12 protein-coding genes are annotated in these 13,988 nt (G+C 63.8%); 3 read left to right on the forward strand and 9 right to left on the reverse strand.

Features of this window, described 5'->3' with window-relative positions; genetic code table 11:
- Window positions 1-40: 40 nt before the first annotated feature.
- Complete coding sequence (locus DK926_RS13875) at window positions 41-904, forward strand: MBL fold metallo-hydrolase (RefSeq protein ID WP_243636797.1); 864 nt, start codon at window positions 41-43, stop codon at window positions 902-904.
- Here the strand turns inward: DK926_RS13875 and DK926_RS13880 are convergent.
- Both DK926_RS13880 and DK926_RS13885 read right to left on the reverse strand, forming a co-directional pair.
- A complete protein-coding gene (locus DK926_RS13880; protein WP_243636813.1) occupies window positions 899-2,248 on the reverse strand; it encodes an APC family permease in 1,350 nt (449 codons plus the stop codon). The genes DK926_RS13875 and DK926_RS13880 overlap by 6 nt on opposite strands.
- Before the next feature lie 534 nt (window positions 2,249-2,782).
- Window positions 2,783-4,027, reverse strand: a complete 1,245-nt coding sequence (locus DK926_RS13885) for an APC family permease (RefSeq protein WP_114330908.1) — start codon at window positions 4,025-4,027, stop codon at window positions 2,783-2,785.
- Between the two features lie 104 nt (window positions 4,028-4,131).
- Here DK926_RS13885 and DK926_RS13890 point away from each other — a divergent pair, with 104 nt between their 5' ends.
- On the forward strand, window positions 4,132-4,620 hold the full coding sequence (locus DK926_RS13890) for a hypothetical protein (RefSeq protein WP_114330909.1): 489 nt from the start codon (window positions 4,132-4,134) through the stop codon (window positions 4,618-4,620).
- On the opposite strand, the gene DK926_RS13895 is transcribed toward DK926_RS13890, so the two are convergent.
- The 7 genes from DK926_RS13895 to DK926_RS13925 all read right to left on the reverse strand — a co-directional run bounded on the left by DK926_RS13895 (window position 4,610) and on the right by DK926_RS13925 (window position 12,397).
- Window positions 4,610-5,005, reverse strand: coding sequence for an OsmC family protein (locus DK926_RS13895; protein ID WP_114330910.1), 396 nt, complete (start codon window positions 5,003-5,005; stop codon window positions 4,610-4,612). The genes DK926_RS13890 and DK926_RS13895 overlap by 11 nt on opposite strands.
- A 138-nt stretch (window positions 5,006-5,143) precedes the next feature.
- Window positions 5,144-6,340, reverse strand: coding sequence for an ABC transporter substrate-binding protein (locus tag DK926_RS13900; protein WP_114330911.1), 1,197 nt, complete (start codon window positions 6,338-6,340; stop codon window positions 5,144-5,146).
- A 15-nt stretch (window positions 6,341-6,355) separates the two neighbouring features.
- A complete protein-coding gene (locus DK926_RS13905) occupies window positions 6,356-7,057 on the reverse strand; it encodes an ATP-binding cassette domain-containing protein (protein ID WP_114330912.1) in 702 nt (233 codons plus the stop codon).
- Complete coding sequence (locus tag DK926_RS13910; RefSeq protein ID WP_114330913.1) at window positions 7,054-7,875, reverse strand: ATP-binding cassette domain-containing protein; 822 nt, start codon at window positions 7,873-7,875, stop codon at window positions 7,054-7,056. The genes DK926_RS13905 and DK926_RS13910 overlap by 4 nt, the downstream gene beginning before the upstream one ends.
- Window positions 7,853-9,763, reverse strand: a complete 1,911-nt coding sequence (locus DK926_RS13915; RefSeq protein ID WP_114330914.1) for an ABC transporter permease — start codon at window positions 9,761-9,763, stop codon at window positions 7,853-7,855. Before DK926_RS13915 ends, DK926_RS13910 begins: the two co-directional genes overlap by 23 nt.
- 2 nt (window positions 9,764-9,765) lie before the next feature.
- Window positions 9,766-10,977 (reverse strand): acyl-CoA dehydrogenase family protein, encoded by a 1,212-nt coding sequence (locus DK926_RS13920; protein ID WP_114331008.1) that lies wholly within the window; start codon window positions 10,975-10,977, stop codon window positions 9,766-9,768.
- A gap of 28 nt (window positions 10,978-11,005) precedes the next feature.
- A complete protein-coding gene (locus tag DK926_RS13925) occupies window positions 11,006-12,397 on the reverse strand; it encodes an NtaA/DmoA family FMN-dependent monooxygenase (RefSeq protein ID WP_114330915.1) in 1,392 nt (463 codons plus the stop codon).
- A gap of 309 nt (window positions 12,398-12,706) precedes the next feature.
- Here DK926_RS13925 and DK926_RS13930 point away from each other — a divergent pair, with 309 nt between their 5' ends.
- Window positions 12,707-13,900 (forward strand): acyl-CoA dehydrogenase family protein, encoded by a 1,194-nt coding sequence (locus DK926_RS13930; RefSeq protein ID WP_165839574.1) that lies wholly within the window; start codon window positions 12,707-12,709, stop codon window positions 13,898-13,900.
- Window positions 13,901-13,988 lie beyond the last annotated feature (88 nt).

Genomic DNA, 13,988 nt, shown 5'->3' on the forward strand with positions numbered 1-13,988 from the left:
CAGCGAAGGAGTCCGTGGAAGCCGAACGACAGTCCATTCGATGTCGTCATGGGAGAAGACCATGCATGGAACGTTCACCTTCATCGGCAATGCAACGTGCTTGATCTCGGTCGGCGACATCACGTTGCTGACCGACCCGAACTTTCTCCATGCAGGCGAGTACGCGTACCTGGGCCACGGATTGGTGTCCAAACGTCTGCGAGAACCGGCGTTGTCGATCGATCGACTGCCTCCCATCGATGCCGTCGTTCTGTCTCACCTACACGGAGACCACTGGGATCGGCGCGCCCAGAAACAGCTGGATCGTGAGACCCCCATCATCACCACGGGGCACGCGGCGACGAAATTGGGCAGTCGCGGATTCCTCGACGCGCGCCCGGTGAAGACATGGGAGTCCCAGACCATCGAGCGACGCGGTACTCGCGCTACCGTGACGTCGATGCCGGGACGTCACGGCCCGCGCTGGGCAGTTGCCACACATCTCGTGCCACCCGTGATGGGCAGCATGATCGAGTTCTCGCGCGTCGGGCCGGAGCACGATTCGGAGAAAGTCGAGCTGCGTATCTACATCTCGGGCGACACGCTCGTGGTCGACGACCTTCTGGAAATCCCGCGACGGTATCCGTCGATCGACACCGGCGTGTTCCACCTCGGCGGCACGACGCTACCGTTCGGGCAGTCGCCTCGACGCGGCTTGATGGTCACGATGGATGCACACCAGGGAGTTCGCGCGATCCGATTGATCGATCCGGACCGGGCGATTCCCATTCACTTCGACGACTACGGCGTGTTCTCGTCCCCGCTCGAAGACTTTCTTCGTGAGGCCGACGCCGACGGAATAGGAGACAAGGTTCTGTACGTGGAGAGGGGGCGCACCGTCTCCATCGGCGAGGATCGGTCATGACGTCGCGGAGCTGTTGCCCGAGCGAACCGTCGCGAGCCGCCGCACGCCGTACAGAACAGCTCCGACCGCCAGCAGCACCAGTGCACGCAGCCAGGTCTCCGCCGACTGCTGCGTGGCCAGGACGATGCACGTCACGACAGCCAGAACAGGGAACACCGTCGGAACTCGGAAATGATCCCCGCGCGCATCGTCTCGTCGAAGAACCAAAACGGCCACGTTCGTGCTCACGAACACGACCAGCAGAAGCAGGACGACGGTCTCGGCGAGAGCCGCGACCGATCCCGTCGCGCACAGGACCATGGCGACGGCAGTGGTCGCGACGATGGCTGCCCACGGAGTGCGCCGATTCGGCAGTACTCTGCTCAACGCCGACGGAAGAAGTCCGTCGCGTGCCATGCCGAACGTCAATCGCGACGCCATGATCATGGTCAGCAGGGCGCCGTTCGCGACCGCGATCAGCGCGACCAGGCTGAACAGCCACGGCGGGAATCCCGCGTCTGCCTTGTTCACGACCTCGAGCAGGGGCCCGCTCGACCCGGCAAGGGTGTCCGCATCGACGACGGTCGACACTGCCAGACCGACCAGGATGTAGACCGCTCCGGCCGCTACGAGCGCGCCCAACAACGCGCGCGGATACACGCGGCGAACATCCGTCACTTCTTCTGCCACGTTCGCCGAGGTTTCGAAACCGACGAAGGAGTAGAAGGCGAGGAGTGCGGCTCCCAGGACAGCGAAAGCGGGGGTGGTTCCGTCGGCGAACTCGAGAACGCGTGACGGTGAACCTTCGCCGCGCCCGAGGACGAGCCCGGCAAGCGCGATGATCGTCACGAGCCCGGACACTTCGACGACCGTCATCACCAGGTTGGCTCGCATGGACTCGGTGATGCCGCGCGCGTTCAACATCGCGACCGCCGCCAGGAAGATCAAAGCAGCTGCCACACTTGGTATCTCGACGAAGACCTGTAGGTAGTCGCCCGCGAAGGCGAGCGCAAGACCGGCAGCGCTGGTCACACCCGCAGCAAGCATCGAGAATCCGACCATGAACGACACGAACGGCCGTCGGTAAGCCCTCTCGGCGAACACGGCTGCTCCACCGGCTCGGGGGTACTTGGTGACCAACTCCGCGTAGGACGCCGCCGTCAGCATCGCCATCAGTAGTGCGACCAAGAGGGGCAGCCAGATGGCCCCGCCGACCTCACCCGCGATTTCGCCCACCAGCGCGTAGATTCCGGCGCCCAGGACGTCGCCGAGAATGAACACGAACAGCATCTTCCCGGTGATCGCACGCTTCAACGGTGTCGAGGTGTTCGGAGGTGAGGTTGTTCCAGGCTCGTTCGTGACCATGTGCGTGTGTGCCCGTTCCATGCACGCACGAAACGAAAACCGGGTGGGGGGAGGCGAGTGGTATCCCAGCACGGTGGCCGGGGGCGACGCTGTAAACCGACTACTCCTCCGGCGAATCGCGTGCTACGTGTCGCCGCCCCTCGTTTTCGTGACGACCGCAGGTCCAGTCGCCGAAAAGTCAGCAGAGAGAACTGAATTCGCGGCGCCGCACACAAGGTCTTGTGCCGTCCGTCGGTGACTTTGGACTCTGTGCCCCCGCTGCGCGCGCTGCGAATGTTCATTGACGAAACAGTGGAACCGCAACGAGTGGAGTTCTCGCGTGTACGAAAGATGGGGTGCCCTCGTTGTCGTGGGGCTGGCCGGGGCGGGGATCGCGTCTGTCGTGATGGGATTCTCGGTGTGGTTCGTTGCGTTGTTCTGTCTGCTGGCCCTCGTCGGGGCCGTGGACATGTTGTCGACCATGTCGGGCGGCCTGGAGACAGGGCGGGTCGTCGACCCTGTGCCGTCGCAGAACATGTCGGACGGGCGGAGACGTCAGCGGGCCCGTCGGAGTCGAACACAGCGATACACGACCCCGACGGCGAGAACCGCGACGCCGACGCCGATCGCCGGCGCGGGCAAGGTCGCCATGAGCGCGACGCATCCCACGGCCCCCACTGCTTGAACAGGTCGGGGATACCGACGATCGTCCGGCGCCTGCGTCCACGCGCTGACGTTGGCGATCAGGTAGTACAGCAGAACCCCGAACGACGAGAACCCGATCGCACCGCGAAGGTCGACGGTGAGAACCAGAACTCCGACCACCACGGCGAGGGTGATCTCGGCGCGGTGGGGTACCGCGAAGCGCGGATGCACCGCTGACAGACAGCGCGGTAGGTCGCGGTTGCGAGCCATCGCCAGCGATGTACGCCCGATCCCCGCGATGAGCGCCAGCAGAGCACCCAGCGCTGCCAGCGAGGCGCCGACGCGCACGATCGGGGCGGCCCATGATTGGCCCGCCGTGGTCACGACATCGACCAGCGGTGCGGTAGACGCAGCGAGCTGATCGGGTCCCAGCACCGCGAGGACCGTCACCGCGACGACGGCGTAGACGCACAGAGCGATCGCCAGAGCCGTGATGATGGCGCGGGGGATCGTTCGGCGTGGGTCCACGACTTCTTCACCCATCGTGGCGATGCGCGCGTAGCCGGCGAATGCGAAGAAGAGTAGTCCGGCCGATTGAAGGATTCCGTACCAGCCGTGGTCGATACTCGCCGAGGCGTCGGGCAGACGCGTCGGTGCCGACAGCCCGACGAGCGTGGTTCCCACCAGAACGACCAGGACGAGTGTCACGAGCACCTTGGTCAGCGCCGCGGTTCTCGTCACGCCGACGTAGTTGACGGAGGCGAGCACCACCACCGCGGCCACGGCAGCGAGTTTCGTGTACTCGTCGGGTACTGCGTAGTGGGCGAACGTCAACGCCATCGCGGCGCAACTTGCAGTCTTGCCGATCACGAAACTCCACCCGGCGAGGAACCCCGGCCAGTGCCCGAGCCGTTCTCGGCCGTAGACGTAGGTACCACCGGACGTCGGATATTGGGCAGCCAACTGCGCCGACGACAGGGCGTTGCACACGGCGACGATCGCGGCGACAGCAAGACCAACGAGCAGACCGACGCCCGCGGCTGCCGACGCCGGGGCGAACGCCGCGAACACACCTGCGCCCATCATCGATCCGACGCCGATCACGATCGCGTCGGACAGCCCCAACCGCCGCGCAAGGGCCCCGCCAGATGTCACGTGTCCTCCAGACTGTGTGCGTGTCGTCATCTTCCTCTGGCGGCACATCACCGCTCGGCGAGGGTGACGGATGGCGCCCCGGCATACTGGAGTAGACAGTAAGTATGTCCGACGATGCCGCCGCGAAGTCCCACGAGATATCCACTCCCGCCCGGTTCCGGTTTCCACGTCGGCTCCGACAAGTGGATCCGGCGCGCCGAGGAATCGTGTTGGCGTGGTTGGCATTCACCGTGACGTTCGGCGGCGCGAGATTGGTGACGTGGCTGATCCAAATCGACACCAGCAACGTCGGCGACGTGTCCGCCGGCGGCGTACACCTTCACCATTACCTGTGGGGGATACTGATTCTGGCGGGAGTGGCCGTATTCGGGCTCGTCGACCGCTCACCCAGAAGTCGGTCCTGGATGGGAGCGGCACTGGGAATCGGTCTCGGTCTGATCGTGGACGAAGCAGCGCTGTTGATCACTCTGGAGGACGTGTACTGGCACACCGAGGGGTGGTCCTCGATTGCGTTGGCGATCAGTCTGATCGGCGTCGTCGGTACAGGTCTCGTGCTGACTCGCAGCGGCGCGAAAAGAGACTTCAGTCGGTGAGGGTCACGTCGACGTCGTCGAGTTTCTTCAGGAACGGGCAGATCGATTTCGCTTGAGCCAGAACGTTGTCGGGGTTCGCGAAGTTCGGCAGCGACACAGCGAGAGAGTACGTGGCGTCGTAGCCGACGCCGTCCGTGTCGGACAGGCTGACCGAACCTTCGACGGACACGTCGTCGATGCTTTCACCGGCCGTGCCTGCAGAGATGCGGACGGACTCGAGCAGACACGACGCCAACGCCGCGGCCATCAGTTGTTCGGGGTTGGTGGATCCACCGGTTCCACCAAGTTCCGAGGGTTCGTGCACGTCCAACGTCAGAGCGCCGTCGCTTGCTTCGACGGATCCGGGTGTCGCGGTCACCTGTGCGGTGTAGAGGATTGAGGGCATGGCGTCCGCATGCCCGAGCCGGACCGTCGCGAAACGTGGGGGTCACGGCCTGTCGACACGACGACCAAGCCGAAGTTGTGCACCGGCATTCTTCTGATCGGTTACACAACTTCGATCTCGTCGGACGAAGTGGCGGTGCTACTGCACTTGCGTCTTCTCGAACGCGCTGAACGGAGTCGGGTCGTCGACGTGCAGCTTGCCGTCGGCGATGTGACCGGCAAAGGCCCATAAGTTGGCTTGACGCGGCGCAATGAGGACCGGACCGTCCTGGATCGTGAAATCGATGTCGTGCAGTACGTCGGTCTGGAAGTCCGTCAGATTCTGGGTGTGCTCGCGGAAGGTATCGCGGTCGACGGTGTCGAGTTTGCGTGCTTCCTGTGCGAACGTCCAGACGGCCAGCCAGTCGGTGCTGACGCTGCCGTCGTGCGGAGTCTTGACCTTGCCTTCCGGGTCGTACTTCGCGAGCTGGTCCTCGTACTCCTTCCACGTGGCGAACTGCGCCGCATCCTCACCCTTTTCGAGCGCGACGGAGTTCGGGATTCCTGAGTCGGAGACGACCTTGATGGTTGCGTCTTCCATGACGTTGTTGCTGAGCACCAACGGAATTCGCAGGTTCTGGTCGACGGCAGCTTGGACCAGTGCGGTCAGCTTTTCCGGCGTGTAGATCATGCCGCCCCACACGTCCGGGTTCGCCGCCTTGATCTTGGCGATGACGGGCGCGTAATCGGTCGTGTCGGGCGCGATCTCGATGATCTCGACATCGTCGACGCCGGCATTTCGGTACCCGAGCTTCGCATTCTCGATGTACGGAGTATTGCCTGCGTACGCGACGTAGACGGCCTTCTTCGGCTTGAACCTGGCGCCGCCCAGGTACGTTCCCTGAGCCGCGCCGGCGCAGTTGAGTGCAGCGATCATCGACAGCTCGTTCGAGACGTCGGCAGCGGCGCAGCCCATCGGGAACCAGTTGACGACGCCTGCCTGTTTGCCGATCTCGGCGAGACCGTCGCCGCTGTTGCCGCCGATGAACGCGACGACGTCGTCCTCGTTCACGAGCTTGCGTGCGCCCGCGATGACGTTGGCCGGCTGACCTTTCGTGTCGTAGACGATGACGTTGAGCTTCTTGCCGTTGATGCCGCCCTGGTCGTTGACGGCCTTCTCGGCGATCTCGGCAACCAATGCTGGATCCTGGAACGCGGACGGCGACGACGACAGCGGCGCGATGAAGCCGACGTTGATCGTGTCGGAGTCGCTGTCGCCACCCCCGGAGCATCCGGCGGCCAGGAGCGACAATGCGGACAAGCCGATCAGACCCGCACGGAACTTACGTGTGAACATGGTTTTCCTTCGTGATCAGGGGTGTAGATAGGTGTGTTCGACGTGCTCGGTGGCGTCGACCAGTTCGTCGCGTGAGAGCTCGAGTGCGGTTCGGCCGTCGGCGAGTACGAGGGTGCGATCGGCGATGGCAACCGCAGTCTCCACGTGCTGCTCGACTACGACCACGCTGATGCCTCGGTCTCGGGCCTGCTCGCCGACGACACGCGCGATCAGGGTTCGGACGGCCGGGCTGAGTCCGAACGTCAATTCGTCGAGCAACACGACACGCACGTCACGCAGAAGCGCGCGGCCGACGGCGGCCAGCTGCTGTTGACCTCCGCTGAGGCTTCCGGCGGGTACGTCGCGACGATCGGCGAGCTGTGGGAAGAGGTCGAAGAAGTCGCGTTCGTCGATGTGCGCGAGCGCAAGGTTCTCGGCCAGGGTCAAGCTTCCGAACAGCGATCGACCCTTGACGACCAGACCGATGTGTTTCTTGCATCGCCGGTACGGAGTACCCGCGAGCAAGCGCCCGTCGACCACGACCGATCCGGACTGTGGCTTCACGAAACCCGAAATGCCCAGCAATGCACTGGATTTGCCCGCGCCGTTCTTGCCGATGACACAGACCACTTCGCCGGGTGCGACGTCGAGATCGAAGTCCCACAGCCCCGCGCCGTTGCCGTAGTCGACGGTCAGGCCCTTCACGTGCAGGCCAGCGGTGTCGATTGCCATCGTCATGCGGTCACCTCGGTGCGTTTCTGGGTCACTCCGCCGGCTCCGCTCCCGGCCGGTGGAGCTCCGGATTCTTCCTCGCCGAAATAGATGGACCGAACCATCGGATGATCGAGGATCTCGGAAGTGGGGCCGTGCGCGACGACGGACCCCGCTTCGAGAACGTAGATGTCGTCGCAGACTTCGGTGACGACGTCCAAGTTGTGCTCCACCAACAGTATTGCGATGTCCGAGGTGTCACGAATGTTCTTGACGGTGTCGACGACGCGTCGTCGTGCATCGAGGCTGAGCGCGGCGGCCGGCTCGTCGAGCAACAGCACGGACGGATCCTGCACGACGGCGCGCGCCAGATTCACTCGTGCGTGCCAACCGAGAGACAGTTCCTCGACGCGCTTGTGGCGTATGGTGTCGAGACCGTGGGCCACGAGAACCTCGTCGACCCGTGCAAATTCCTGGGCGCCGGGCCGACCGGACCGAACAATGCTGGCAACGACCGACTTTCGGCTCCTGACTTCCGTAGCGGAGAGGAGATTCTCTTCCACGGTGAGGTCCTCGAACAGCAGGTAGTCCTGGAACGTGCGGCTGAGGCCGTGACGGGCCCGAGCGGGTGCGGTCGTCCTCGTCACGTCCTTGCCGTCGACCTCGACGGTGCCCGACGTGACGCGCTGATACCCGGTGATGGCGTCGATCGCGGTGCTCTTTCCTGCGCCGTTGGCTCCGAGTAGTCCGACGATTCGGCCCTCGGGCACCGACAAGGACACGTCGTTCAGAATCCTGTGGTCTCCGATGTCGACGGACAGGTCACTGACGTTCAAGCGTGGCATGCACCTTCTCCTTCTGTACGGGAGCCGATCGAAACGTGCGAAACGCCGCGCCGCGGAGCCGAAGGAACTGGCCGACGACACCGTCGGGTTCGGTGGTCAGAACGAGGATCATGTTCGCGGCGAAGAACAACGACAACCAGTCGTTGATGTCGGGTGTGAAGGACAGGATGCTCGCGAGTAGCCCACCCGGCGCGAACAATCCGGCAAGCACAGCGCCTGCGAGATGCCCTGTGCCCGCGAGGATCGTGAACGCGATCAGTGCGAGCGAATCGCTGTAGGTGAAGCCCTCCAACGTGATCTGGCCCTTGGAGATGAACCCGCGCTGAATCGCCAGCAGTATGCCGGCCAGACCCCACAACGTTCCGGAAAGCAGGATGGACGTGAATTTCGCTCGCACAGCGTTGATTCCGAGAGCGGCGGGCAGGCGCTCGTCCTGGCGCACCGACAGCAGATATCGGCCGACAGCAGAGCGTCGAATGTTCGCGACGACGATCAGCCCCACGATCAGCACGGTCCACGCCAGCAGTGCGAAGTTCTGAGGTTCGACGATGTTGCTGAACGAGATCCCGAACAGCTCGGTGTCACCGATGGCCCATCCCGTCGTGCCGTTGAAGAACTTGTCCACCGAGAACACAAGGACTTGCACGATCGACGCGATTGCCAGGGACCCGATGGTCACTTCGTAGATGCGGGCACGTACGAACACGATCGACGAGAGGCCTGCCACGACGAGTGAGACGACCACCGCTGCCGCCGCGGCGGTGAGGAGCGAGGCGCCGTGGTGGCTCACTGCACCGAACACGAGCATCGAGATGCCGGCGAACGTGAGCGGCAGTGCATTGACCTGGCCCGTGTAACCCGTCGACACGACGATGCCGAGAGCGACGAGGCCGAAAATCGCAGTGAGGCTCAATGCGTCGACTGTCGAACCGTTTCCGAAGGTGACGAGCGTGACGACGACAGCGGTACCGATCACGACATGCAGCGGGCGGATTCGTCCCGATCCGACGTGGAAGACCGCCTTGACCTCGCGGGTTCCTCGGCTCATGTCGGTGCGTGCGAACACGATGAGAACTGCGAGCGCGATGATGTGCGGAACGGCACGCGCAAGTTGCGCGTCGTACAGTCCGGTCACGAGGCCCTCGAGAACACCGGCTCCGATCGCGACGCCGAACGCCACCCAGAATCTGCGAAACTTCGCCGCGAGCGCGGCCCCCAGCGCAGGGACCAGAATCGTCGCAGCCGACGTCGGCGACAACTGCGTTATCGGGAGAACGAGGACGCTGCCTGCAGCGGACAGCACACCTGCGAGACCCCATGCGGCCGATCCCCATTTACGTGGATCGATACCGATGGACTGAGCACCGAGGTCGGTGTCCTGGATGGCCATGGTGATCAAGCCGAACCGCGTTCGGGTGAACAGCGCATGCAACGCTGTGGTGGCGACGAGGGCGGTGACTCCGAGAAGGACGGAAATGTTCTGCACGCGTATCCCGCCGACCTCGAACCCACCGCTGACCAGGAACGGATCGATGGTGATCTGGTGATTGGTCCAGACGAGTCGGATGACGGCTTCCAGAACCAGTAGTAGACCGAGCGTGATCAGGATCTTGGTGACAACGGGTGCGTGCGCCAGGCGTTTGCCGACGATCGCGAAGAAGGCGACGCCGATCAGACCGCTGACCACGACGGCGGCTGCGATGGCGATGGGGAGCGGCAAGCCGGCTTCGTGCAGCTTCCAGAAGGAGTAAGCACCGAAAGTTCCCAGCGCGCCCTGCGCGAAATTGATGACGCCGGTGCCGCGGTAGGCGGCGATCAGCCCGAGCGCGACCAGTGCGTAGGCGCCACCCGTCGACAATCCGAGCGAGGCGTAGGTGAGAAAGTCCACGGCTAGCTTCCCCTGTTGCGCAGGTCGATGCCGCTGAGCCACTGCCGGAACGGGGACGTGCCGTTCAGGTCGAAGTCGCCGATACTCGCCAGACGGTACGGCGTCGGATTGTGGTTCGCCAGCGTTCGTGCGTTGCGCCAGTGTCGATCCCAGCCCTTCTCCGCGCTGAGCGCCGATGCGCCGCCGACGTCGAACAACCGGGTGACGGCCTTCAACACGGTATCGATGACCGACACCTGAGCACGGTAGATCTCGATCTCGGTCGCGTCCTCCAGCTCCTGCGAGTTGTTGCCTCCCAGCAAGGCGGTGCCGTGGTCGCCGAGCGTGCGAGCCGAATGACGTACCAGCGTCTCGGCGACATGGCGTGCCGCGCTGACCTCACCGACGACCTGCTGCACCAGCGCGTCCTCACGGGGCAACTGCCGGGCACCCTGGCTGAAGAAGCGGGCCCGGCCGCGGACGTACTCGACGACGTCGACGTGCGCCGCGCGGGCGATTCCCGCGAGGGCGAGCAGGTGCCAGAACTGCGCGACGGACGTGCCGTAGCTTCCCAGCTCCAGGTCGGCGGGCAACTGGGGAGCGTCGGTCACGTCGACCGCGTCGAACACCGTCGTGCCACTTGCGGTCAGCTTCTGACCGAACCCGTGCCAGTCGTCGACGAGTGTGACGCCGTCGGCCTTCGCGGGCACGACGGCCTGCTCGACAGTGTCGTCGTCTCCCTCTCCAGTGGTGAGAATCCAGTCCGCGTAGAGGGACCCGGTGCTGTAGAACTTGCGTCCGGTGACCACGCGTCGACCGGTTCTCGACTCGATGCGCGTCGAGAAGTGGGTTTGGTTCTGCGCGTTCTGCTCGGTGTATGCGCCGCCGAACAGGTCACCACGTCCGATGCGGCGCAGCCACTCCGACCGACTGTCCGACTCGGGAGAATGAATGATCGCCTCGGTGAAGATGAAGTGCGTGCGAAGCAGTTGCACGACATTGGAGTCGGCGGCGCCGAGATCGAGTACCAGCTCGGCGAGTTCGGGAACCGCGATGCCCGACCCACCGAATTTCGTCGGTACGCGCAGGGCGCCGAAACCGCGTTCGGCGAGCCGTCGTACCAGGTCGTAGGGGAGTGTGCGATCGCGGTCGCGCGCGACGGCGGTCGCTGCGATGTCGGCCAGGACATCGGCAAATCGTTCTCGCACCGTGATGGAGTCAAGCGTGGCAGTCATGAAGTTGCTCCGGGAGAGTGGATGTGGGTCATGCGGGTTGGTGGCTGCCGATGCGGAGAGAGCGGGCACGGTGGTCGTCGCCCAGCCGGTCGCCACGGCCGAACAATTTCTCGCGCAACGTGCCCGGCGAATATTCGCGCTGAGCAAGTCCGCGGTCCTGCAGTACAGGCACGACATGATCCACCCACTCGTCCCACCAACCGAGAGTGGTGATGGGTACGACGTTGAAACCGTCGATCCCGGAGTCGGCCCAATCCTGCACGTGATCGGCGATCTGCTCCGGCGTGCCGGCGAATCTGCCAGGCAAAAGAGACTTCTCGACGAGGTACTCGCGCCAACTCACCGTCGACGGGTCCTCCAGAGAATCTGCCGCGGCGCGGAAGTTGGACTGCACGTGGTTGCCGAGTTGGGCCCGGCCGGCGAGTTCGGACAACGGCGTATCCGGATCGACGGAGGACAGGTCGATACCGGATCCTCCGCTCCAGAATGCTTGTAGTGCTTCGAAATCGATGTTCTCGCGGAAGTACTCGCGCTTGCGCTTCGATTCCTCTTCCGTCGAACCGATGACGGTGGACAGCATCACGATCTTCTTCAGAGACGACGGATCGCGACCGATCGCGCGCGCCTGCTCGTCGAGGATCGCGACATCACGCACCGCTGAGGCGGGACTGTACGAGGGAAGAAACGTCACCTCGGCATTGGTGACCGCGAAACTACGTCCGGCAGGGGAGTTCCCGGCCTGAAAGAGAACAGGTGTGCGCTGCGGCGACGGCTCGACGATGTGCGGACCCTGCACCTTGTAGCGCTTGCCGACGTGATCGATGGTGTGGATCTTGGCGGGGTCGAAGAATTCACCGGTCTCGTGGTTGTGGAGAACTGCGTCGTCCTCCCACGAGTGTTCCCAAAGCTTGTAGGTGACGTCGACGTATTCCTGTGCCCACTCGTATCGGTCGTCGTGGCCGACTATCTCGTCGTACCCGTAGTTGCGGAATCCGTTGCTGAGATACGACGTCACGATGTTCCATGCGACGCGACCGTTCGTGAAGTGGTCGAGCGAGGAGAGGCGTCGGGCGAAGGAGAACGGATGGTCCTGAATGATGTTGCTGGTCACTGCGATACCGAGATGCTCGGTAGCGTGCCCCAATGCCGAGACGATGGTGATCGGATCGTTCTCCGGGAACTGCGAGCCTGCGCGTATGGTCGTCGTGCCGTCTCCGAAGTCGAGGTCGTACACCCCGACGACATCAGCGATGAAGAGCGCGTCGATTCGGCCCCGCTCGAGCGTCTTCACCACGTCGATGTACGGCTGCAGATCCTTGTATCCGTATTGGACGCGGCCCTCGGGGGTCCGCCAGTAGCCGTGGCTGTGGTGATTGGGTGTCAAGTGCAGGAAAGCGTTGTAGACGAGCGGTCTTGGCATCGACAGAACTTTCTTTTCGGACTGTGCAGTTCCGGGCAGAACAGTTACACCGGCTCGAATTGAAGTCAAACTTTTCGTGCGTGCGCATTTCTTCGTCGGAGTGAAATTCCTCAGTTAAATTCACGCTGGTTTTAAAGTTCGCCAGACCACAGGGCATTCCTGTCGACCGCATGCCGGGAGAGTGGTGACGTACATCACAGATGGACGTTACCGCAGGTTGACAGCTTTCTCGGTCCGGTGATTGAGTCTGCCCGCGCCCCTCGCAATGCTGCAGCGGCGGGTAATTCCCCGAGAATGGTAGGAGAATCGATGACCGCGGACACCGCTTTGCCGATCGGAAAGGTCGCCGTTCTACGCGACGCCGACGAGGCTCTCGCGGCAGCCCATGAATTGGCCGACGTCTTTCGTGCGGCGGCGGATCGATTGGACCGCTCTCGGGAGGTCCCGGTCGAGGAACTGACCTCTCTTGCAGAGAGTGGTCTTCTGGGAATCCGCGTGCCTCGCGAGTTCGGTGGCGCCGGCGTCTCCTACGAAACCGTCGTCCGGGTGTTCGTCGTTCTGTCCCGCGCCAGTGGATCGCTCGGTCAGGTACCGCAGAACCACTTCCACCTGATCGAACCGTTGTTCTCCGACGGAACACTCGAACAGAAGCGTCACTTCGCGGCGGAAATCCTTGCAGGACACCGGTTCGGGAACGCTCAAGCCGAACGTGGGTCTCGGCCCGTGCTGTCACTGCCGACGACAACGCTGACCGAGACCGGCCACGGAACGGTCGTGCTCGACGGCGTCAAGCACTACTCGACCGGGGCCTTGACCGCGCAGTGGATACCGGTGCAGGCCGCCACCGAATCCGGCGAATTCTCGTTGACGTACGTGCCGCGCGACGCAGCGGGACTGACCGTGGTCGACGACTGGGACGCCATGGGGCAGCGCAGTACTCACAGTGGAACGGTCCGGCTGAGCGGGGTGGAAGTACCGGAACTGTTCTCGCTGAGGCCTTTCGACGGGCATCATCGAAAGAACACGTTCCCGCCCTACGCAACCGTCATCCATGCCGCCGTCGACGTCGGAATAGGGCTCGGCGTCCTGCACCGGGGTGCCGAACTACTGCGCGACGTCGCTCGACCGTGGCGTACAGCGCACGTCGACCGCGCGGTCGACGACCCGCTGACCGCGTACCGAGTGGGCAAGCTCGGGACGCACGTACACGCCGCGGAGCAGCTGCTCTACGAAGCCGCTCGACGACTCGACCATGCCGACGTCGTGCGCACCGAGCACGATTACGAACGGGCAGCCGTCACGGTGGCCGAAGCCAGTGCCTTCGCGAGCGAGAGTGCGGAGCGAGCGGCGAGTGAGCTGTTCGAATTCATCGGCGCCCGGTCGACGTCGGACTCGCTGAACTTTCACCGCTACTGGCGTGACGTGCGCACGCACAGCACCCACGACCCGGCTCGATGGAAGTTTCACCGGGCCGGTCGGTGGCTCCTCGACGGGTCCGTCTGAGCTCGGTGGCGGTGCACGTGATCGGGCACCGCGAAAGTCGACGCTCGATCGGCCGTGTGCAAGTCTGAAACGGGAGACGAACCCTGTC

Source organism: Rhodococcus sp. Eu-32, from assembly GCF_003336925.1.
Lineage (GTDB): Bacteria > Actinomycetota > Actinomycetes > Mycobacteriales > Mycobacteriaceae > Rhodococcoides > Rhodococcoides kyotonensis_B.